Here is a 21,574-nt window from a genome sequence, read left to right on the forward strand (position 1 = left end):
GATGCCCGGCAGCGGTGGAAGATCGATGTGCGCCATCGCGTCAGGGAACCACATCAGCCCTGGGACGCCATGCGGTTCAGCAACTCGCGCAGCAGGAGCCGTTCGCCGGGGGTGAGACCGCCGGGCACGTCCTGATCCGGGGCGGCGAGAGTGGTGGCCAGCGCGACGGCGTTCGCGCGGAGGTCACCGGCGACGGGATTCGCGTCGGTATTGAGGATGCGGTCGAGCACCGCGTCGCGAAGCACCGACGAGTCGAAGTCGTCCCGATCGGATTGCGGCAGCGAGAGCGCGTGCAGCACCGCGCCCATGCCGGCCGCGTGGATCGTCGACACCGCCTGCTCGACCGGCACCACGAGCAGCCCGGACTGGGCGACGCGGACCACGAGCCGCCGCAGGACCGACAGGGCCGTCGTGGCAGCCGTGTTCTCCCGGTCCCGGCGGTCCTCCCGGTAACCGAAGATCAGAACGTAGACGTCCGGGTTCTCGATGCCGAACCGAACATGGACGTCCCAGCCCGAGCGCAGGGCGCTGACCGGATCGCCGCCGTCGGGCATCGCCTGTTTCCGCTCGAGATAGCGGGCGAACGTCTCCTCGGCCACGACGTCGAGCAAGCCCTGCATGTCGCCGAAGGCGCGGTAGATGGCCGCCGGCTGGACGTTGGCCGCCGCGGCGACGGCTCTGGTGGACACGGCATCGCGTCCGCCTGCTGCCAGCAGATCGATGGCGGCTCGGCGGATGCGGTCGCGGGAGGGGTCGGAAGCGGACACGTGTCAACGCTATCAGTGATGTCGGCCATCCCGACATCAGTGTTGCCGCGAATCCCGTTCCGTGCTTACATCGGTGATGTCAGCTGAACCGACATCACCGATATCACCAAGGAGTGACGCGGAATGACCGACACGACAGCACCCCCGGACGCACAGATCGCGGCGACCCTGCAGACCATGGCCGAGAGCTTCCGCACCTGGACGCGGGCCCCGATCCTTCACCACCCCGACGAGGCCGGTCTCGAGTACGAGGACGTCACCTTCCCCTCGGAGGACGGCACGCCACTGGAAGGCTGGTACATCCCCGCCGCCGGATCCGACAAGATCGTCATCGCGAACCACCCGCGCTGGTTCAACCGTGCCGGGCTTCCCTCCCACCTCGAACCGTGGAAGTCTCTCGGCGGTGCCGCGGGCAACGACTTCGAGGTCGACTTCGTGCCCGACTACCGGATCCTGCACGACGCCGGCTACCACGTCCTCGCCTACGACCTGCGCAACTTCGGTCAGAGCGGCGAGGCCAACGGCGGCATCTTCACCGTCGGGCGGTTCGAGTCCCGCGACGTCATCGGCTCACTGAACTACGTCCGCGGTCGCACCGACACCAAGGACATGGCGATCGGCCTGTTCAGCCGATGCGTCGGCGCCAACGCGACCATGTTCGCGATGACCCGGCGGCCCGGCGTCTTCGACGGCGTGCGCTGCATGGTCGCTCCGCAGCCGCTCTCCCCCGGCGTGTCCCTCGGGCGCGCGCTGGAACGCTTCGGCATCCCGCAGCGCTACCTGGACGAGCTGGACGAGCGGATCCGGCTGATCACCAGTTTCCGGCTGAGCGAGCTCTCACCGGTGCCGTGGGCGAAGAACGTGACAATTCCGACGTTCCTGTACCAGGTTCGCGACGACGTCTACACCCGGCCGGACGACGTGCAATCCATGTACGACAACCTTCCCGCCGAGAAGGACCTCCTCTGGATCGACGGCAGCACCCGCCGCTGGGACGGCTACACCTACTTCCAGAAGAATCCCGCCCCCATGCTCGAATGGTTCGACCGCTACATGACATGACCGGTAGCCGCCGGAGAGGCTGACGGTGGGCACCGGCCTTCCTGGAGCCTCGTCCGGAGCCACCACGTGTGGCTTCGGTCGCGGGAAGAGAACACTGCGCAGGCCCGCGAAATCCGGGCCTGCGGTGTGATGCTCGCCCGGAGGCGGAATCCAGTCGCGCAACGGATCGTCCCACTGCCGCGGGTACTCGTTGGCGCGGGTCGTCGTGGGCACGGACCGACCGGCCGCCAGATCGCCCGCCATTTCGCCCGCTGAGCGAAGGGGATCGCCGGGTCTGCGTCCGGGGCGGCTCATCGAGTCCACCCGCGTCACGATGGGTAGCTGTCCACAGGGAGCGCTACGGGGTTCGCGGCATTCTGCGGAGCCTCCCACGTCCGCGGCTTTCCGGAAAGCGCCGGCTTCACCCCGGACGCCGGCACACCAGGTGAGGATCCGGTGCCGGGCGGCCGCGAAGGGCTGCCGCATCACCCGGACTCGTCGCTCACCAGCGACGACTCCAAGATCAACTCATGCTATGCGGCATTGCGCAGGGGCTTCCCGGGGAGTCGCTGAGATCAGCTCACTGGAGCCCTCTGATCCGGCGGCCTTCGCTTTTCCTCGGGCCTTCCCGCGATGATCTCCATTCAAGATCAATGATGTGTAATCGGCCGCCAAGATTCGGTCTGGATACGTATTTGCATTGACTGCTATCGTGTTTGCCCTGTGCGGAGGCCCGCGGGATCACGGGCGGAACGGGGGATTCCTGATGGCCGATCGGCGGGTGCGCCGATTCATCGGCGGCGTGATGGCGTTGGCCGTGGTCACGGCCGGCCTTTCGGCCTGTGGCGGCGACGACGACGGCGCCGCCGGGACCGAGAAGATCGTTTTCGACTCCTGGGGCGGTGATTTCCAGAAGTCGCAGACCGAGCTGCTGTTCACGCCGTTCGAGGCCGAATCCAAGATCGACGTTGTCGAGCTCAGCGACGGCGAGAACATTTACGCCAAGGTCAAATCGCAGGCCGGCCAGGAGGCCGGTGAGATCGACATGGTGCACGGCGACGCGTCGTGGCTCATGCGCGGGCGCAAGGACAATCTCTGGGCGAAGATCGACTATTCCGCCCTGCCCGCCGATCAGGTTTACGAGGACGCCCGCGATGAATACGGCGTGGGCATTCTGTACTGGTCTTTCAACATTGTTTACAACCCGGCGAAGTTCGCCGGCGAAGCCCCTGACACCTGGGCCGACGTCTGGGATTACGCGATCCGGAACCCGAAGCGGGTGGCGATGTGGAGCGCCCGCCCCAATTACGTGATCGAGGCCGCGCTGATGGCGGCCGGCGTCCAGCCCGGCGCGGTCTACCCGCTGACCGACCAGAAGATCGACCAGGCGTACGCCAAGCTCGACGAGATCAAGGACAAGGTCGCCTGGTACGAGAGCGGCGCGCAGGGCGGCCGGCTGTTCGAGCAGGGCCAGGTCGACATCGGCCTCTATTACGGCGGGGACGCCTTCTCCCTGAAGATCGACGGCAAGGCGCCCACGGTGGTCTGGGACCAGGGCCTCTACACGCGCGACTACTGGCTCATCCCGGCGAACGCCCCGCACAAGCAGCAGGCCCTGCAACTGCTCAACTTCGCGCTGCAGCCGCAGCGGCAGGCCCAGTTCGCCGACCGCACCGGGTACGGGCCGGTGGCGCCCGCGGCGGTCGACCAGATCAGCGCGGCCACCCAGGCCCGGCTGACCAGCGTGGAGCCGAACAAGTCCCGTCAGCTCAGCTACGACTACCGGTGGTGGGGCGAGAACGACGACGTCCAGTTGCAGCGGTGGACGAAGTGGTTGCGGGGCTGATGGCCGGCGACACCGGCACCGGGCACGTCCTGCGGCTGGACCGCGTCTCGTTACAGCGGGGCGGCACCGAGGTGCTGCGCGAGGTCAGTCTCGAGGTGTACCCCGGCGAACGGCTGGGCGTGGTCGGGCCGAGCGGCGCCGGCAAGACGACGCTGCTGCGCCTGCTCGCCGGGCTGGAACGCCCCGCGGAGGGCGTCGTGGAGCCGGCCGTGGTGCCCGGCGAGCGCGCCGCCGGCGGTGTCCGGGTCGGCATGGTCTTCCAGGACCTCGGCTTGTTCCCGCACATGCGGGTGCGCAGCAACGTGGCGTTCCCGCTGCTGGTCCGCGGGGTGCCCCGCGAGGAACGGCGCCGGCGGGCGGTCGAGGCACTGGCACAGGCCGGGATCGGCGGGTACGCCGACCGGTTCCCGGGTTCGCTCAGCGGTGGCGAACGGCAGCGGGTCGCCATCGTCCGGACCTTGCTGAGCGAGCCGTCGGTGGTCCTGCTGGACGAGCCGTTCGCCTCGCTCGACCCGCACCTGATCGGGCGGTTCGCCGAGTGGCTGGAGGACATCCGGGCGCGCTCGAAGGTCGGCATGGTCATGGTGACCCACGACGTGGGCCTGGTCATGCGCTGGGCCGACCGGCTGGCGGTGCTGGTCGACGGCGCGGTGGTGCAGCTCGGACGCCCGGCCGACCTGTACGCGCAGCCGCGGACGGCGTTCGTGGCGACGTTCCTGGGTGGCGCCAACCTGCTCGGCGCCGTGGTCGCCGGCAACGCCGGGCCCGGCACGGTGACCTGCACCGTGCCGGAGCTGCCCGGGCGGACTGTCCGCGCCAGCGTCGCCGCCGATGTGCCGGCCGGCGCGTCGTGCCGCCTGGTGATCCGCCCCGAACACCTCACCGTCGGCGCCGAGGATGAGCCCGGTGGCCTGCCGTGCGAGGTGACGGCGGTGGAGTTCGCCGGGCGCAGCGCGGACCTGTCGGTGGTCACCGCGACCGGGCTCCGGCTGCGGGCCGGGGCCGGCTCCGCCGATCTGGCGCGGCGCGCCGGCGACCGGGTCAGCCTGCGCTGGCCACCGGCGCACGCGCACGCCGTGGCGGCATGACCGTGCGGTGGCGGGTGGCCGCCCGGGTGGCTCCGGCCGCGGCGGTGACAGTGTTCATGGTGGGCGGGCTGGTGGTGCCGCTCGGCCTGGTGCTGGTGGAGCTGACCGCCGAGCCGGACCGGTTCGGTGCGGTGGTCCGCGACAGCCTCTCGGCGGCCGGCCGGTCGGTGCTGCTCGCCGTCGTGGTCGCGGCGATCGCGCTGCCACCGGCCGTCGTGGTCGCCCGTTCGCTGAGCCGCGCCCGGCCGGCGGTCCGGGTGGTGGGCATCCTGCTGAGCCTGCTGCCGTTGCTGCTCAACCTGCTCGTGGTCATCCTCGCCTGGCTGGTGGTGCTGGAACGCGAGGGCCTGGTCGCCGTGGCGTGGAGCGCGCTGGCCCTGCCCGGTGATCCGCCCGGCATCCTCTACACCCGGTCGGCCGCCGTGCTGGCGATGGTCTACGTGGTGATGCCGGTGATGGCGCTGATCCTGCTGGACAGCTTCCACCGGATCGACCCGCGGATGCGGGAGGCGGCCCGGATGCTCGGCGCCCGGCCGCTGACCAGCCTCGTCCGGGTCGAGCTCGGCTTCGTCGCGCCGGCCCTGGTCACCGCGTTCGTGATGGGCTACGTCATCTGCCTGAACCTCTACCTGGTGCCGGAGTTCCTGACCGGCCCCGACCTGACCACGCTCGGGCTGCTGGTGCAGCAGGACGTCATCGAGACCTTCGATCTGCGGCAGGCCTCCTCGCGGGCGCTGATGCTGTTCGTCATGGCGGCGCTGCCGGTGTGCGGCGCGCTGGCCGTGGACCGCGGGGTGCGGCAGCGATGAGCCGTTCCGACGTCTGGCGGGGCCGGCTGTCCGCGGCGGCGCTCGCCCTCTGCCTGCTCTTCCTGGCGACGCCCCTGGTGCTGGTCGTGTGGATCGGGCTGAGCGACGCGCCGACCATCACGCTGCGGGCCGGCGGGCCGACCACCCGGTCGGTCGAGGCGTTCCTCGGCGATCCGGAGTGGGCCGACGCCACCCGGCGCAGCCTGCTGATGGCGGCCGTGGTCGCGGTGCTGGCCGTCGCGGTCGGCGCGCTGGCCGCGCACGCCAACGTCCGGCAGGGCGGCCACCTGTCGGTGCTCGCCGCGGGGCTGATGATCCTGCCGGCGGTGGTCCCGACCGTCTTCTACGCGCTGGGGCTGGTCCTGCTGGCCGACCGTACCCAGGCCGGCGCCCTCTCCCTCGTCGTGCTCGGTCAGACCGTGCTCGCCGCGCCGTTCGCATTCCTGGTGATGCGGATCGGGCTGCGGGCGCTGCGCCCCGAGCTGATCGAGAGCGCCCGGCTGCTCGGCGCGCGGTGGCACACCGTCCTGCTGCGGGTGGTCGCCCCGCCGCTCGTGCCGTACGCGGCGGTGTCGGCGGCGATCGCGGCGTCGCAGTCGCTGGCCGAGCCGGTCCTGGCGATCTTCCTGGTCAACGACGCGACGGCGACGCTGCCGCAGCGGTCGTTCCAGGGCCTGCGGTTCACCTTCGACCCGCTGATCATGACCGCCGCCGCCCTGATCGTGCTGGTGACCGCCGCCGTCGCGGGGCCCGCGCTGGTCCTGGTCCACCGGCGCGGGCGCCGCACCGCGCCGCCGGCCGACCCGGCCGATCCCGGTCCAGCCGTCCCCGGCCCGGCCGACCCAGGTCCAGCCGTCTCCGGCCCGGTCGTCCCCGGTCCGGCCGCCGCGACCCCGGCGGAGACCGCGTCATGACGCCCTTCCTGCGGGTCGACGGCGTCCACGTCCGGTACGACGACCGGCCGGCACTGAACGGCGTCTCCCTCGACCTGCACCGCGGGACCGTTCTCGGGCTGCTCGGCCACAACGGGGCCGGCAAGACCACGCTGGCCCGGGCGGTCACCGGGCTGGTCCCGCTCAGCGCCGGCCGGATCACCGTGGGCGGTGTCGACGTCACCCGCGACCGGCGCGCGGCCCGCCGGCTGACCGGCGTCGCGCCGCAGGACCTGGCGGTCTTCCCGCCGCTGACCGCGGTGGAGAACATCCGCAGCTGGGCCGAGCTGTCCGGGCTCCGCGGCGGCCGGTGCCGGCGCGCGGTGGACGAGGCGGTCGAGATGATGCAGCTCGGCGAGCTGCGCGACCGCCGGGTCGGACAGCTGTCCGGCGGCGAGCAGCGCCGGGTGCACTGCGCGATGGCGATCGTCGCGCGGCCGCCGTTGCTGCTGCTCGACGAACCGACAGTCGGCGTCGATCCGGTCACCCGGAGGGCGATCCTCGGCCATGTCGGCGCGCTCGCCGCGGCCGGGACGGCGGTGCTCTACTCCACCCACTACCTGGCCGAGGTGGAGCAGCTCGGCGCGGAGGTGGTGATCCTGCACCGGGGTGCGGTGCTGGCCGCCGGCGGCGTCGCCGAGCTGGTGGGCCGGTTCAGCGAGACGGCTGTCGAGCTGACGTTCCGGTCCGGTGACGGCGTCGAGGCGATCCGTACCCCGGTGGCCGATCCGGTCGACGAACTGCCGGCCGTGCTGCACCGGTTCGGCGACCGGCGGCAGGACCTGGTCGGCGTCGCGATCCACCGGCCGAGCCTGGAGGACGTCTTCGTCCGCCTCACCAGCGGCGAGACCCGGCTGACCAGCGGCGAGACCGGTCCGGCCAGCGGCGAGGCCCCGGCCGCAGAGGAGGCCGGCCGATGAGCGCGCTGGTCGCCATGGTGCGGCACGAGTGGCGGGTGCAGCGGCGCGAGCTGGCACCGGTCGCGATGCTGACGATCATGCCGGTGGTGCTGATCACGGTGCTGCTGCCCACCTACGAGAACGCGCTGGCCCAGGACGCCCGCGGCGTCGGCGCGGCCGAGCACGCGGTGCCCGGGTTCGCGGTGATGTTCGCGCTGTTCCTGGCCGCGCACGCGGGCATGACGTTCTTCCGCGACCACGCCTGGCACACCTGGATGCGGCTGCGCACGCTGCCGGTTCCCGCGTCCACGCTGGTCACGGCCAAGCTGGTGGTGCCCTTCCTGCTGGTGCTGTTCCAGCTCGTCGCGGTGTTCGCGGTCGGCGCCGCCCTGTTCGACCTGCGGGTCCGCGGCTCGCTGGCGGGCCTCGTGCTGGTGCTGACCGTGTTCGCCGCCTGCGTGCTGGCGCTGAGCGTGCTGGCGGTGGCGGTGTGCCGGACCGTGGTGCATCTCGCCGCCGTGACCAACGTGGGCACCCTGGTCCTCTCCGGCCTCGGCGGCGCGCTCGTGCCGGTCGTCCTGCTCCCCGGCTGGCTGCAGCCGCTGGCGCCGCTGACCCCGTCGTACTGGGCGATGCGCAGCCTGCAGACCGTCGTGTCCGACGGCGCCGGCCTGACCGGGGTGCTGCCGCCGCTCGGTGTCCTCGGCGCGATGACCGCGGGGGTGGCGGCGGTCGGCGCCGTGCTCCTGCGCCCCGACCGTCCCAAGGAGGCATGGTGACCGGCAAGACCGTGCAGGAGGCGCTCGCCGTGGTGGGCCTGGAGCTCGACGCGCTGCTGGCAGCGGCCGGCAGCGTCCTCGACGGCGGCCATCCCTACCTGGTCGGCTCGCTCGCCGCCGGCCTGGGAAACGCGGGCAGCGACGTCGACATCCACCACTTCCGGCCGGAGACCGCCGCGCCGGCCCCGCCCTACCTCATGTTCGTCGACGGCGTCACCGTCGACGTGGAGTACTACCCGGCCGAGATCGCGGCCCGCACGGTCGCCGGGTACGCCGGCCTCACCTCGGTCGCCGTCGCGGACGGCCGGATCGCCCTGGCCACGCCGCCGGCCCGGACCGTGGAGCACCAGCTGACCCGCTGGCTGACCGCCCTCCCGCTGCGCGACGGGAGCCCACCGCTGGTGACCGGGGACGACCGCGCGGCCGTGGTGGCACTGCTCGCCCGTGCCGCGTACGACACCTTGGTGCAGCTCGCCGCGGTCGCGGCACTGGCCGGCGGGCGGGCCGGCGCCGGGTACCTGTGGCATCGCTGCGGGCGGCAGGCGCTGGAGGTGGCGTGCCGGATCGCCGGTGATCTCGCCACCGGCGACAAGTGGCTGCCCCGGCGGGCGCTGCGCACGCTGGGCGGGCCGTCGGTCGCCGGCGCGGGGTTCCGCACCGGCGACGAACAGGCGGTACGGGAGCTGCTCGCGGTGCTGCGCCTGCCGCTCGGCGACCCGCTCGCGATGACCGTGGTGCAGCGGTGCGACAGGGCCAGGGAGGTGGCGATCGGGCGGACCCGGCACCTGCTCACCCGGCACGGGCGGCTGTTCCGGGAGTACCCCGCGGCGGAGGGCCGGGTCGCCACGGTGGCCGCCGAGATCGGAGCGGGGACGTTGCTGCACGCCCTGCGCACCGGACAGATGACGATGCGCGCCGACCCGTCGGCGTGTGCGGAGGTGCTGCGATGAGCGAGGAGACCGGGAACGACCTGACCTGGGTGCTGACCCACGGCGCCGGCGCGGCGTGGCAGTACGCGATGGCGGTGCAGAGCACGGCACAGGACGTCGAGGCCGCGTACGACGACGAGGACTGGGCGGTCTGCGTGGAGTCGTGCGCCACCGTGCTGCGTGCCGTCGTGTACTGCGACCAGGTCGCCGGGGGGTACGTCGGGCCGCCGACCGACCTGGAACGGCATCTGGAACTGGCCTTCGCCGGCGGCGACGCGGCCGAGGCGCTGCACGCGCTGCCGGTCCCGGCCGACGCCACCCGCGACGACGCCGACACCGCGCGGGGGCTGATCGCCGGGCCGGTGGCCGCCCTGTGGTCCCGGTTGCCGATCGAGATCCCGGTGGTCCGCAGCGCCACCGGCTACTTCCCCACCGTGCGCATCGGCCGCGACATCGAACGGCTGCGGGCCGAGCACGGCCTGCCGCCCCTGGACTGGAACCAGTGGGAGTTCTGAACCCGCCGACCGAGGAGGACGCCGTGCCGATCGTCATTACCGAACACACCACCGAGCAGCCGGCCGACCGCGTCTGGACGGCGCTGCTGGACACCGAGTCGTTCGCGTCGTACATGGAGGAGGTCAGCGAGATCCGCATCGTGGAGAGCGACGGCGACCGCCGGCTCAGCGACTGGGCGGTGCTGCTCAAGGGCTCCCTGCTGGAGTGGCAGGAGGAGGAGCTGATCGACCGGGACCGCCGGCGCATCGAGTTCCGGCAGACCGAGGGCGACCTGGCCTACTTCTTCGGCCACTGGCAGGTCACCGAGCACGAGCAGGGCTGCACCGTGGAGCTGCGCGTCGAGTTCGACATCGGGATCCCGCTGATGGCCGAGATGCTCAACCCGGTCGCCGCGCGGGCCCTGGAGGACAACTCCCGGCGCATCCTCGGACAACTCGGCGAGCGGGCCGCCGTGACGCACCCGGCCCAACCATGACCACGGGCGCCGAGCCGGCCCGGGTGTTCCGCGCCATCCAGGACCACCTGTCGCCACCGCTCGCGCTGGCCACCAAGCTGGCCGGCCGCGGGGCGGTCGAGGTCGCCGCGGACGGCGTGTGGGTGACCATGTCCGACGGGCGGCGCCTGCTGGACTTCGGCTCGTACGCGGTGACCCTGCTCGGCCACCGTCATCCCGCCGTGGTCGACGCGGTCCGCGCCCAGCTCGACGTGATGCCGACGGCCACCCGGTCGATGGGCAACCCGGCGCACACGGCCGCGGCCGGCGCGCTGTCCGACTACCTCGGCGGGGCGTTCCCCCGGGTCCACTTCGGGCTCAACGGGTCGGACGCGGTCGAGGTGGCGGTCAAGCTGGCCCGGGTACGCACCGGCCGGCCCCGGATCGTGGCGGTCGAGGGCGGCTTCCACGGCAAGTCGCTGGGCGCGCTGGCCCTGACCCACCACGCGGCGTTCCGGGCCGGCCTCGGCGAGGTGCTGCCGAGCACCACGTTCGTGGCCCCGGACGATCCCGGCGCGGTGGCCCGGGAGGCCGCCCGCGGTGACGTCGCGGCCCTGGTGTTCGAGCCGGTCCAGGGCGAGAACGGGGTGCGTCCGCTCGACCCGGCGGTGCTGCGCCGCTGGTGCGACGACATGCGCGCGGCCGGCGGATACGTCGTCGCCGACGAGATCCAGACCGGGCTGCGCCGCTGCGGGCCGCCGCTGGTCGTGAGCGAGTGGGGACTACCGGTCGACGCGGTGCTGGTCGGCAAGCCGCTCGGCGGTGGCGTCGTACCGATCTCGGCCATGCTCTGCACCGACGATCTCTACCGCCCGCTGGCCACCAACCCGTTCCTGCACAGCGCCACCTTCAGCGGGCATCCGCTGTGCACGGCGGCGGTCCCGGCGGTGCTGGAGGTCCTGGAGTCACGGCGTGCGCACGGCGAACGGCTCGCGGCGCAGGTGTCGCAGGCGCTGCACGCGTTGCGCGAGGCCCACCCGGACGTCGTGGTCGAGGTCCGCGGCCGGGGCCTGCTGTGGGGCCTCGACTTCGCCGGCCCGGAGCTGGCCGGCGAGGTCATCCTGGGCGTGCTGCAGAACGGCCTGGTCGTGTCGCCGTGCCTGAGCCGCCCCTCCACGCTGCGCCTGCTCCCGCCGCTGGTCGCCGAACCGGGGCACGTCGAGCAGGCGGTGGGCGTGTTGACGAAGGCCGTGCAGGACGCCGGCCGCCTGGTCCGCAACGGTTAGGAAGACCGATGGACATGCATCCGTACGGGGCCGTCTGGCCGGACGTCACCCGGTTCCTCCCCGACCCGGTGCTGGCCGGGATCGCCGGCGGCGCGCAGGAGGCCGACCGGGCGGGCCGGCCGCCGGCCGCCGGCCTGGCTCTGCTGCGCGACGCCGACTGGCCCGGCATGCCGGTGCCGGCGGACTTCCACGGTGGCGGCGCGACCCTGCTGGAGTGCTGCGCCGCCCAGCTCCGCCTGGCCACGGCCGATCCGGCGCTGGCCATCGCGGTCAACATGCACCTGTTCTCGGTGGGTCTGATGGTCGAGCACTGGCGCCGCCGCGCCGACGTGTCGTGGTTGCTGCTGGAGGCGATCGCCGAGCAGCGGCGGCTGCTCGCGTCGGCGTTCGCGGAGCCGAACCTGGGCGGCTCGGTGAGCCGGTCCACGTTCGTCGCCCGGCCGGCGCCGAAGGGCTGGCTGGTGTCCGGCACCAAGCGGCCGTGCTCGCTGGCCGGGGAGGCCGACCTGGTCTCCTTCCAGATGGAGGTGCCGGCCGGCGACGGACGCGACGTGGTGGTCGCGCTGCTGCCGACCGGCGCGCCGGGGCTGAGCGTCCGGCGGTCCTGGGACGCCCTCGGGATGCGCGGCTCCGGCTCGGACACTGTGGTGTTCACCGACTGTCACGTGCCCGAGGAGCTGGTGTTCTACCGGGCCCCGGCCGGCGACGAGCAGGACGACGTGCTGGCCGCCGGTGTGGTCTGGTTCAGCCTCACCGCGTCCGCCTGCTACCTCGGGCTCGCGCGGGCGGCCGTGGCGGCGGCCCGTGATCTGCTCGGCCGCGGGTCGGTCCACCACCTCGGCGTCCCCCGCGCCCACCTGCCCAGCGTGCACGACGTGGTGGGCGCCCAGGTCGCCCCGTTGCTGACGCTCGAGGCGGCGTGCGCGCACCTGGCCGGGCAGCTGGACGCCGGCGCCGCGCCGCACGCGGTGCTGCCCGCCTGCCTGGCGGTCAAGCAGCAGACGATGGACGTGGTCCCGGCCGCGGTCGGCGCGCTGGCGGAGGTGTGCGGCGGGGTCGCGTACGGCCGGTCGACCCCGCTGGAACGACTCTGGCGGGACGCGCAGGCCGTCCGGTTCCACCCGCCGACCCGCCTGCCCACGCTGCAGTACCTGGGCCGCGACGCCCTCGGCCTGCCGGCGTACCTAGACCTCGACGAGCACGCGCCGCGGCTGGCCGGTGACCTCGCCGGAACCGACGAAAGGGGATGACGATGCGGTCCAGAGCGGAACTCGCCACACTCGTACGGGAGAAGGTGGCCGAGGTGGTCGGCGCCCCGGTCGAGGAGATCGACGAGTCGACCAACCTCGAGGTGGGATACCACATCGACAGCCTGGAGCTGATGGAGATCGGCGCCCGGCTGGAGACCGCGCTCGGTGTCCGCCTCGACCTGCGCGAGCTCGCCGGGATCGAGACGGTCGGGCAGGCGATCGACCTGCTGACCAGGCGGCTGGCGGCGCAGCCGTGAGCCGGGTCCGGGTGGCGGTGACCGGGCTGGGGGTGAAGGTGCCGGCCGGCACCGGCGTCGAGAACGCCTTCGCCTGCCTCCTGGCCGGGCGGTCGCGCGCGGTGCCCGTGCCGGAGCTGGTCGACCGCGGCATCGCTGTCACGTTCGCGTGCCCGGTGCCCGGCTTCGACCCGGCCGCCTACCTCACCCACCGCGAGTCCCGCCGCCTCGACCGGGCCGCTCAGCTCGCTGTCGCGGCGGCCGCCGACGCGGTCGCCGACGCCGGTGACGCGGGCATCCACCCGGACCGGACCGGCGTGTTCGTCGGCAGCGGGCTCGGCGGCATCCTCGCCACCACCGCGATCACCCGCGCGCACGACGCCCAGCCGGGCGGCATGCCGGTCGACACCGTCGCGCGGCTGATGCCCAGCGCCCCGGCGGCCTGGATCGCGCTGCGCCAGGGTTGCCGTGGGCCGGCCCTGACCTACGCCACCGCCTGCGCGAGCGGCGCGACGGCGATCGGTGAGGCGGTCCTGAAGCTGCGGGCCGGCGAGGTGGACACCGCGGTGGCCGGTGGCGTGGACACACCGATCGGCGCGATGGTGATGGCCGGCTTCGCCCGGATCGGCGCGCTGTCGATGCGCAACGACGACCCGGCCGGCGCCTCCCGGCCGTTCGACGTCTCCCGCGACGGGTTCGTGATGGGCGAGGGCGCCGCCTTCCTCGTGCTGGAGCGCTGGGAGCACGCCAGGGCCCGGGGCGCCCGGATCCACGGCGAGGTCGCCGGGTACGGCAGCAACACCGACGCCTTCCACATCGTGGCCCCGATCGCCGAGGGCACGGTGGCCGCCGACTGCATGACGGCCGCGCTGGCCGACGCCGGGGTCGAGCCCGCCGACGTGGGGCACGTCAACGCGCACGGCACGGCGACGCCCCTGAACGACCGGGCCGAGACGGCCGCGCTGGCGCTCTGCTTCGGCGACCGGGCGCCGGTGGTGACCGCCCCCAAGGGCGTGACCGGCCACATGATCGGCGGCGCCGGCGCCTTCGAGGCGATCGCCGCGCTGCTGGCGGCCACCCGCGGCGTCGTGCCGCCGGTCGCCAACCTGACGGCCGCCGACCCCGGCTCCCCGCTCGACCTGGTCCGCGCCGAACCGCGGAGGATCGAACAGGGCCGCCCGGTGATCTCCAACTCCTTCGGGTTCGGCGGGCACAACGCGTCCCTCGTCCTGATCCCGGAGTCCTGACGTGCGCGTGCTGCTGACCGGGGCCACCGGTGTGGTCGGCGTCGAGGTGGCCCGCCGGCTGGCCACGCCCGGCGGGCCGGAGCTGGTCCGGGTGGCGCGCCGCCCGGCCGGCGACGACACGGTGACCGTCTGGCGGATCGGCGCCGAACCGCCGCCGGCCGGGGTGCGCGGGCCGTGGGACGTGATCGTGCACGCCGCGGCGTCGACCCGCTGGACGATGACCCGGGACGAGGCGCGGGAGGCGAACATCGTCCCCCTTGACGCGGTCCTCGCGCTGGCCGGCGCGGACACCCACCTGGTGCACGTCTCCACGTCGTACGTCGGTGGCGCGCGCCTCGAGGACGACCGGGCCGACGCGTTCGACGGCTTCCGCAACGGCTACGAGTGGTCCAAGGCGGCCGTCGAGCGGATTCTGCTGGACCGCCACCGCGGCCCGGTCACCGTGGTCCGGCCACCGCTGATCCTCGGCCGCCGGGAGGACGGCGCGATCCGCCGGTTCAGCGGGCCCTACACGTTGCTCCAGTCGCTGGTCTCCGGGCTGGCCGCGGTGGTGGTCGGCGACCCGGGCGGGTACGCCGAGATCGCGCCCGTCGACCAGGTCGCCGACGTCATCGCCGGGGCCGCGCTGGGTGCACCGCCGCAGCGCCCGGTGATCGAGGTGGTGGCCGGCGGCGAGCGCAGCCTGCGGCTGGCCGAGCTGGTCGAGATCACCTGCCGCGAGCTGAACGACTGGCGCGCCCGGCACGGCGTGCCGCCGATCGAGCCGCCGCCGCTGATCTCGCGGCGGCGCTGGCACCGGTTCTTCCTGCCGCTGGCCGACCAGTACCTGTCGCCGATCCAGCGCGGCGCGGTCGACCTGCTCGGCATGTTCGAGAGCTACACCAGCATGCCCGAGCCGTTCACGCCGACCCGGCCGGTCGAGGACCCGGCGGCCGTCCTGGTCGCCTCGGTGCGCTATTGGACCGAGACCAAGCCTCGGCTCGCGGCCCGGCTGCCGCAGCCGTGGGCCTTGATCGCACCGGGATGAGCGCGGCCCTGACCCGCCGTAACGCACACGACCGATGCTCGAAAGAGGTCATTTTGAGCACACTGTTTGCGCGGTGCGCTATGGTCGTGGCTCTCGACGGGCCGGAGCCGTCCGGTGCGAAACCATCGATCTGAGGAGCTCGTGCATGTGCGGGATCGCCGCGGCACTGCCGGACTACGACTGTGACCTGCCACCGGTCACCGATGCCCAGCTGCGCGACGTGCTGCCGGCGGCGCCGCAGCCCGAACCCACCACCGACCAGCCCGGCTCGATTGAGCTGCACGCCGCCTTCGACGGCCTGGTCAAGGACCTGACCGCCGCCCACGAACTCCTCACGCTGCCCACCGCGGTGCACCGGCTGGCCTGCTCCGCCGCGCTGTGCGACGACATCCTGGCGCGGACCTCGGCGCTCGACCGCTGGCTCACCGCGGCCGAGCGGGTCCTCGACGACCCGGCCGCCGCCTGGGACGCCGACCTGCTGGAGCAGGCGCAGCAGCGGGCCGTCGCCGCCCGCGACCTGCTGTGGTCGATCGAGCAGGACCGGATCAGCGCCGCCCGGCGGATCGCCGCCCTGGCCGGGCAGCACGACATCACCCTCCGGGAGGCGCGCAGCTACCTGGCCGTCGACGCGGTCCTGGACGCAATCGACCGGCTCGAGGTCCGCGGCCGCGACTCGGCCGGTGTCCAGCTGTGGGTCGAGCTCGACGACGCCGACCTGGCGCGGGTGCCGGCCACGCTGAGCGCCCGCGCCGACGACGACTTCCGCCACTGCGCCACGGCGCAGTTCCCCGGCGGCGTGTCGCTGGTCTACAAGCGCGCCTCGATCATCGGCCGGCTCGGCGACAACGTCGCCCACCTGCGCGCGGCGATCACCGGCGACGACGAGCTGCACACCGTGCTCGGTCTGCCCAGCGCCCGCGTGACGGTGGTCGCGCACACCCGCTGGGCCAGCGTGGGCCGGATCAGCGAGGCCAACGCGCACCCGCTGGACAGCGCCGCCCCGGCCGGCGACGGCACCGGCTTCGCGATCGCCGCGCTCAACGGCGACATCGACAACCACGTCGCGCTGCGCGAGCACCTCGGCCTGCCCGCCTCCTCGACCGGCATCAGCACCGACGCCAAGCTGATCCCGGTGATGCTCGCCCGGCAGACCGGCGCGGGCCGCCCGGCCGACCAGGCGCTGGCCGCCTCCGTCCGGCAGTACCACGGCTCGGTCGCCATCGCCGCGCAGTCCGACGCCGCCGCCGGGCGCCTGCTGCTCGCCGTCAAGGGCAGCGGCCAGGGGCTGTACGTCGGCTTCGCGCAGGGCTGCTTCCTGGTCGCCAGCGAGGTGTACGGCCTGGTCGGGTGGACCGACCGCTACCTGCGGATGGACGGCACCCACACCGACGGCGGCGAGGCCGGCACGGTCATCGTGCTCGACCGGCGCGGCGCCGGCACGCTCGCCGGCCTGACCCGCGAGACGGTGCTCGGCCGTCCCCGGCCGGTCGAGGGCGCCGAGGTCTCCACCGCCGAGATCACCACCCGCGACATCGCCCGCGGCGCCTTCGACCACTACCTGGAGAAGGAGATCAAGGAGGCGCCGTCCTCGTTCCGCAAGAGCCTGCGGGGCCGGATCTCCGACGACGGCCAGCGGCTCTCCGTCGCGCTCGGCGAGTCGTCGCTGCCCGTTTCCATCCGCACGCGTTTCGCGGCCGGCGAGTTCAGCGAGCTCCTCTTCGTCGGGCAGGGCACGGCCGCGGTCGCTTGCGAGGGCATCGCGAAGCTGGCCGAGGAGCTGCTGCACCCGGCCGTCATGGTGAGCGCGATGCCGGCCACCGAGCTGTCCGCCTGGAAGCTGCGCGCCGACATGTCGTCGACCTGCATCGTCGCGGTCAGCCAGTCCGGCTCCACCACCGACACCAACCGGGCCATCGACATGGCCCGCACCCGCGGCGCCGCCGTGCTGGCGATCGTGAACCGCCGGGACAGCGACCTGAGCCACAAGGCCGACGGCGTCCTCTACACCTCCGACGGGCGCGACGTCGAGATGGCGGTCGCCTCGACCAAGGCGTTCTACTCGCAGGCGGCCACCGGCGCGCTGCTCACTCTGCAGATCGCCAAGCTGTGCGGCACGCTTGCCCCCGAGCTGGAAGACCTGATGCTGCACGCGCTGCAGGAGATGCCGCAGCAGTTGCGGACGCTGGCCGGCGTGGGCCCGCGGATGGCCGAGATCGCCCAGGTGGCGATCCGCTACCCGCACTGGGCCGTGGTCGGCTCGGGGCCGAACCGGGTCGCCGCCGACGAGACCCGCATCAAGCTCTCCGAGCTGTGCTACAAGACCGTCTCCACCGACGCCGTCGAGGACAAGAAGCACGTCGACCTGTCCGCCGAGGCGTTCGTGCTGGTCTGCGCGGCCGGCACGCCTCCGGGCCAGCTGCGCGACCTCACGAAGGAGGTGGACATCTTCGCCGCGCACCGCAACCAGCCGGTGGTCATCGTGGACGAGGGCATCGACCTGCCCTGGGCGACCGACTGGGTGGTCCCGGTCCCGGCGGCGCACCCCGCGTTCGCCTGGATCCTCAGCACGGCGGCCGGGCACCTGTTCGCCTACCACGCCGCCCGGGCGATCGACGGCACCGCCGACCCGCTGCGGGAGGCGCTGGCCGAGCTGGAGGCGTCGGTGGACGCCGGCCGCACCGCCCTGGACGAGCTGGACGCCGCGTCCGGCCGGGTGCACGAGTTCCTCGCCGGCGCGGCGCAGGGCCGCCTGCGCGGGGTCCTGCCCAGCGACATCATGCTCCGCGTGCACCAGGCCGCGACGCTGGTGCGGCACGGCGCCGCCGCCGTGCTGCCGGAACTGCCGGTCGCGGTCGGCGACGCCGCCGATTTCGTACGCACCCAGCTCACCGGCGCCGTGGACGAGCTGACCCGGTCGATCGACTCGGTCAAGCACCAGGCCAAGACGGTGACCGTGGGCACCTCCCGCGGCGACTCCGACCTGCTCGACAACACCATCGCCGGGGCCGTCACCGAGGCCGGCGGCGACCCGTCGCTGCTGAGCTACCCGGTGCTGCTGGCGGCGCGCGCGTTCAGCCGGGTGGTGGAGCGGGTCGACGGCACCATCCGCTACCAGCTGAGCGGACCACCGAGCCAGGCGACGCTGCGGGTCACCCGCAAGACCGGCATCGTGCGCGACCTCACCAGCCGCGCCGACGGCGGCGCCGCGCTGAGCGGCTCCAAGCAGCTCGCGGTCGCCTCGCGGATGGTGCGGCTCGTCCGGGGCACCCGCGACGGCCGGCTGGTGCTGATGATCCCCGAGCAGACCGGCGGCCGGGTGCACGCGCTCACGCTGGTGCACGTGACCCTGGCCGAGCGGGCCGAGCCGGCGCACGTCGCCGGCGTGCTGGAGCTGACCGGCAACCGGCTGGCGGAGATCCGGGCCGCGGTCACCGAGACCGACACCGCGTTCACCGTCGACGACCTGGCCCGCGTACCTGTCGAAACGGTCCTCATGGGCCCGATCGACGAGGTGGTCCGGCACCTGACGGTCCCCGCCTGACGGTCCCGGCCCGCCGCCCCACCGAGCCGACGCGGCCGGTCAGTGCCGGACGTCCGGCAGCCCGGCCGCGCGGGCGGCGGCGAGCCGGGCCGCGCCGAGCGCGGGGTCGTCCGCCGGCAGCGGGTCGACGCCGTGGCGGTCGCGGACGCCGCGCATGACGGCTGCGCCGACCGGGCCGGGTCCGAGCAGCACCGAGCCGCCGAGCACGACGGTGGCCGCGGGACCGTCCGCGGCCACCGTCGCCAGCGCGTGCAGCAGCAGCGCGGCGGCGTCCGCGGCGATGGCGGCCGCGGTGGCGTCGCCGCGGGCGGCGGTGGCGCTCACCACCGGCGCCAGGCTCGCCAGGACCGCCGGCGGCGCGCGGTGCACCCGCGCGACCAGCGCCTGACGCGCGTCCTCCGCCCCGGCGGCGATGCCCAGCGCGGCGGGCACGGTGGCGGTGAGCTCCGTCGCCGGCGCGCGCCCGTCGAGCCGGGCGAGGACGGCCCGTACGGCTGCGCGTCCCAGCCACACCCCGGACCCGTCGTCCCCGACGATCCACCCGTGACCGTCGCAGCGCCGGGCCAGGCGGTGCCGGCGCACGGCCGCCGCGGCGGCGCCGGTGCCGGCGACCAGGACCAGGCCGGCGGGCTCCGCGGTCGCCGACGCGAAGGCCAGCTCCAGGTCGGTGCGGAGCTCCACCGCGCAGGTGAGCCCGGCGAGGCGCCAGGCCCCGCGCAGCGCGTCCAGGGCGGCCGGTCGTCCGGCCGGGCCGGCGCCCGCCATCCCGGCCACGGCGGCGACCACGCGCCGGGGATCGACGCCGGCCAGCGCGGTGTGCAGGGCGTCGGCGAGCGCGGCCTGCGGCCGGCCGGCCGACCACGGGTTCGCGCCGCCGCTCTCGCCGCGGCCCACCACCCGGCCGCCGATCGTGGCGATCACGCAGCGGGTGCCGCTGCCGCCGCTGTCCACGCCGGCGACCAGCGCCTCCGGCCGGCCCGCGGCCGTCGTCACGGGCGCCGCAGCACGGCGACCGCGTCCCCCACCGTCCCCCCGCAGCGCTGCAGGGCGGCCGAGGCCGCGTCCACGCCGGCCTCGGCGAGGAGGGCGACGACCGCGACACGGACGTTCCACCCGGCCCGGCGCAGGGTGTCGGCGCACATCTCCGGGCTGGCCCCGGTCACCTCGGCGACCACGCCCACCCGCCGGCGGTCGAGCTTGTCGTTGCGGCCGGCGCCGTCGATCATCAGATTCGCGTACGTGTGTCCGCGCCGCACCATGACAGCGGTGGAGAAGGTGTGCAGCACGATCTTGGCGGCCGTGGCGGCCTTCATCCGGGTGGAGCCGGTGACCACCTCCGGACCGGTGTCCACCGCGATGTGCACGTCGGCGCGAGCCGCCAGCGGCGCCTGCGGGTTGCTCGAGATCAGCACGGTCCGCCCGTTCGCCGCCCGGGCGGCGAGCAACGCGCCGCCGACGAACGGGGTGCGCCCGCTGGCGGTCACGCCGATCACGACGTCGCCGGGGCGCACCACCCGTGCCATCCGCCCGGCCCCGGCGTCCGCGTCGTCCTCGGCCGCCGGGTCGGCGTGCAGCAGCGCCGCCGGGCCGCCGGCCAGGTGCGCCACCACCCGGCGTCCGTCGTCACCGTAGGTGGGCGGCAGCTCGGCCGCGTCGAGGACGGCGAGCCGGCCGGACGTCCCGGCGCCGACGTAGTGCACCCGGCCGCCCGCGTCCAGCGCCGCCACCGCGAGGTCGACAGCGGCGGCGATCCGCGGCAGGGCGGCGGCGACAGCGCCCGGCACGGTGGCGTCCTCGGCGTGGATGGCCCGGACCAGTTCGTCGGTGGGCAGGCGGTCGAGGTCGGCCGTGCGCGGATGCCGCCGCTCGGTGGGCGGCAGCTCGCCGGGCCCGGTCATGTGACGGCCTCGTACAGGCGGCGCATGGAGCAGATGGTGGACCGCAGCTCCTGCAGGTGGTTGCCGGGTGTGTAGGCGACAGCGGGCAGCGTCCGCGGGACGGCGGCGGGGTCGAGGCCGACGGTCTCCACCGCGCAGCCCGACGACAGGGCGAGGATGCGGACGGCGTCGCAGTGCTGGTAGGGCACGTAGATGCCGGAGGTGACGATGAGCACCCGGTCGTACAGCGTGAGCGCCACCTCGCGCGCCCAGTGCCGCAGCGTGTCCAGTGTGGAGGCGCGCCGGGCGCCGGGCGCGCTGGACGCCGACGCCAGCACCCGCACCTCCGGCCCGGGGCCGTGCCACCAGCGGCTCGACCACGACCGGTTCAGATCCGGCCCGGTGTGCAGCTCCTCGACGACCTTGTCCGGTTCACCCAGCGCGAAGGCGTCGCGCACGGCGGCGGTCAGCACGTCCACCTCGTACGCGCAGCCGTGCAGACCCAGCGGAGCGAGTGCCGCGCGTTCGGCCTCGTGGAGGCGCCGATAACTCCCCAGCCCGGTGACGACGCCCGCGGCGGTCGTCCCGGCCGAGATGAGGTGGCCGGCGTAGTGCACCCGTTGCAGGCACGCCGGCGCGACAGCACCCAGCATGAGCAGGTGGGTGTAGCGGCGCCGGCGGGGCGGGCGGCGGTCGCACAGCCCGAGCGCCGCGGTCGCCGCCGTGACCCGCCGGACCAGGTCGGCGGCCAGCACCGGTTCGTCGGCGTCGATCCGTTCCCGGCCCCGGCGGTAGTCCCAGTGCTGAGCCGAGAAGTCGTCGAGATATGCCAGCACCGCGCCCGTACCGGAGGCCCGGGGAATCCGGCCGCCGAAGGACTCGACCAGGTCGCGCAGCGGCGTGGAGGTGCTCCACCGCGTGACCGCCGCGGCGATGCCGGCCGGCGCCACTCCCCCTTCGGCGGCGGGGAGGGGCACCTGCTCGTACCGCACCGTTCGCCACCCCCACCACAACAGCTCTATCGACGAGCATCTTTCCGGATGCCCCGGTGCCAGACAAGGGGTGCGGTGA

Annotated in this window: 20 protein-coding genes; 16 read left to right on the top strand and 4 right to left on the bottom strand. The window is 74.1% G+C overall.

The window, feature by feature from the left end:
- Positions 1–53: 53 nt before the first annotated feature.
- Positions 54–767 carry a TetR/AcrR family transcriptional regulator gene (locus AB0F72_RS14275; RefSeq protein WP_360430274.1) on the bottom strand — a complete coding sequence of 238 codons (714 nt, stop codon included), beginning with the start codon at positions 765–767 and terminating at the stop codon, positions 54–56.
- A gap of 123 nt (positions 768–890) precedes the next feature.
- Between AB0F72_RS14275 and AB0F72_RS14280 the strand changes: the two genes are divergently transcribed.
- From AB0F72_RS14280 to AB0F72_RS14355, 16 genes are all read left to right on the top strand, one after another.
- On the top strand, positions 891–1,829 hold the full coding sequence (locus AB0F72_RS14280; RefSeq protein WP_360430276.1) for an alpha/beta hydrolase: 939 nt from the start codon (positions 891–893) through the stop codon (positions 1,827–1,829).
- A gap of 745 nt (positions 1,830–2,574) precedes the next feature.
- Positions 2,575–3,654, top strand: a complete 1,080-nt coding sequence (locus AB0F72_RS14285) for an extracellular solute-binding protein (protein ID WP_360430278.1) — start codon at positions 2,575–2,577, stop codon at positions 3,652–3,654.
- Positions 3,630–4,742 (top strand): ABC transporter ATP-binding protein, encoded by a 1,113-nt coding sequence (locus AB0F72_RS14290; protein WP_360430280.1) that lies wholly within the window; start codon positions 3,630–3,632, stop codon positions 4,740–4,742. The genes AB0F72_RS14285 and AB0F72_RS14290 overlap by 25 nt, the downstream gene beginning before the upstream one ends.
- Positions 4,739–5,551 (top strand): ABC transporter permease subunit, encoded by an 813-nt coding sequence (locus tag AB0F72_RS14295; RefSeq protein ID WP_360430282.1) that lies wholly within the window; start codon positions 4,739–4,741, stop codon positions 5,549–5,551. Before AB0F72_RS14290 ends, AB0F72_RS14295 begins: the two co-directional genes overlap by 4 nt.
- Positions 5,548–6,465 (top strand): ABC transporter permease subunit, encoded by a 918-nt coding sequence (locus AB0F72_RS14300; protein WP_360430284.1) that lies wholly within the window; start codon positions 5,548–5,550, stop codon positions 6,463–6,465. Before AB0F72_RS14295 ends, AB0F72_RS14300 begins: the two co-directional genes overlap by 4 nt.
- Positions 6,462–7,403, top strand: coding sequence for an ABC transporter ATP-binding protein (locus AB0F72_RS14305; RefSeq protein WP_360430286.1), 942 nt, complete (start codon positions 6,462–6,464; stop codon positions 7,401–7,403). The genes AB0F72_RS14300 and AB0F72_RS14305 overlap by 4 nt, the downstream gene beginning before the upstream one ends.
- Positions 7,400–8,161 carry an ABC transporter permease gene (locus AB0F72_RS14310; protein WP_360430288.1) on the top strand — a complete coding sequence of 254 codons (762 nt, stop codon included), beginning with the start codon at positions 7,400–7,402 and terminating at the stop codon, positions 8,159–8,161. The genes AB0F72_RS14305 and AB0F72_RS14310 overlap by 4 nt, the downstream gene beginning before the upstream one ends.
- The gene (locus AB0F72_RS14315) at positions 8,155–9,111 is read left to right on the top strand and encodes a hypothetical protein (protein WP_360430290.1); all 957 of its coding nucleotides are present in this window, start codon (positions 8,155–8,157) and stop codon (positions 9,109–9,111) included. The genes AB0F72_RS14310 and AB0F72_RS14315 overlap by 7 nt, the downstream gene beginning before the upstream one ends.
- On the top strand, positions 9,108–9,605 hold the full coding sequence (locus AB0F72_RS14320) for a hypothetical protein (protein ID WP_360430292.1): 498 nt from the start codon (positions 9,108–9,110) through the stop codon (positions 9,603–9,605). The genes AB0F72_RS14315 and AB0F72_RS14320 overlap by 4 nt, the downstream gene beginning before the upstream one ends.
- Positions 9,606–9,628: 23 nt before the next feature.
- Positions 9,629–10,081 (top strand): SRPBCC family protein, encoded by a 453-nt coding sequence (locus tag AB0F72_RS14325; protein WP_360430294.1) that lies wholly within the window; start codon positions 9,629–9,631, stop codon positions 10,079–10,081.
- Positions 10,078–11,325, top strand: coding sequence for an aspartate aminotransferase family protein (locus tag AB0F72_RS14330; protein WP_360430296.1), 1,248 nt, complete (start codon positions 10,078–10,080; stop codon positions 11,323–11,325). The genes AB0F72_RS14325 and AB0F72_RS14330 overlap by 4 nt, the downstream gene beginning before the upstream one ends.
- Positions 11,326–11,333: 8 nt before the next feature.
- Positions 11,334–12,575: an acyl-CoA dehydrogenase family protein gene (locus AB0F72_RS14335; RefSeq protein ID WP_360430298.1), complete on the top strand. Its 1,242-nt coding sequence runs from the start codon at positions 11,334–11,336 to the stop codon at positions 12,573–12,575.
- Positions 12,576–12,577: 2 nt separating this feature from the next.
- Positions 12,578–12,832 (top strand): acyl carrier protein, encoded by a 255-nt coding sequence (locus tag AB0F72_RS14340; RefSeq protein WP_360430300.1) that lies wholly within the window; start codon positions 12,578–12,580, stop codon positions 12,830–12,832.
- Positions 12,829–14,058: a beta-ketoacyl-[acyl-carrier-protein] synthase family protein gene (locus AB0F72_RS14345; protein ID WP_360430301.1), complete on the top strand. Its 1,230-nt coding sequence runs from the start codon at positions 12,829–12,831 to the stop codon at positions 14,056–14,058. The genes AB0F72_RS14340 and AB0F72_RS14345 overlap by 4 nt, the downstream gene beginning before the upstream one ends.
- 1 nt (position 14,059) lies before the next feature.
- Entirely contained in the window at positions 14,060–15,085 is a 1,026-nt protein-coding gene (locus AB0F72_RS14350; RefSeq protein WP_360430302.1) for an SDR family oxidoreductase, read from the top strand.
- Positions 15,086–15,230: 145 nt separating this feature from the next.
- Positions 15,231–18,626, top strand: a complete 3,396-nt coding sequence (locus AB0F72_RS14355) for an SIS domain-containing protein (RefSeq protein WP_360430304.1) — start codon at positions 15,231–15,233, stop codon at positions 18,624–18,626.
- Between the two features lie 39 nt (positions 18,627–18,665).
- Here AB0F72_RS14355 and AB0F72_RS14360 read toward each other — a convergent pair whose 3' ends face one another.
- From AB0F72_RS14360 to AB0F72_RS14370, 3 genes are read right to left on the bottom strand one after another with little or no spacing between them, the layout of a single operon-like run.
- Positions 18,666–19,619 carry a BadF/BadG/BcrA/BcrD ATPase family protein gene (locus AB0F72_RS14360; protein WP_360430306.1) on the bottom strand — a complete coding sequence of 318 codons (954 nt, stop codon included), beginning with the start codon at positions 19,617–19,619 and terminating at the stop codon, positions 18,666–18,668.
- Positions 19,616–20,524, bottom strand: coding sequence for an N-acetylmuramic acid 6-phosphate etherase (locus AB0F72_RS14365; protein ID WP_360430308.1), 909 nt, complete (start codon positions 20,522–20,524; stop codon positions 19,616–19,618). Before AB0F72_RS14365 ends, AB0F72_RS14360 begins: the two co-directional genes overlap by 4 nt.
- Positions 20,521–21,495, bottom strand: coding sequence for a hypothetical protein (locus tag AB0F72_RS14370; RefSeq protein ID WP_360430310.1), 975 nt, complete (start codon positions 21,493–21,495; stop codon positions 20,521–20,523). The genes AB0F72_RS14365 and AB0F72_RS14370 overlap by 4 nt, the downstream gene beginning before the upstream one ends.
- Positions 21,496–21,574: the final 79 nt, after the last annotated feature.

The organism is Actinoplanes sp. NPDC023936 (assembly GCF_040639325.1).
Lineage (GTDB): Bacteria > Actinomycetota > Actinomycetes > Mycobacteriales > Micromonosporaceae > Actinoplanes.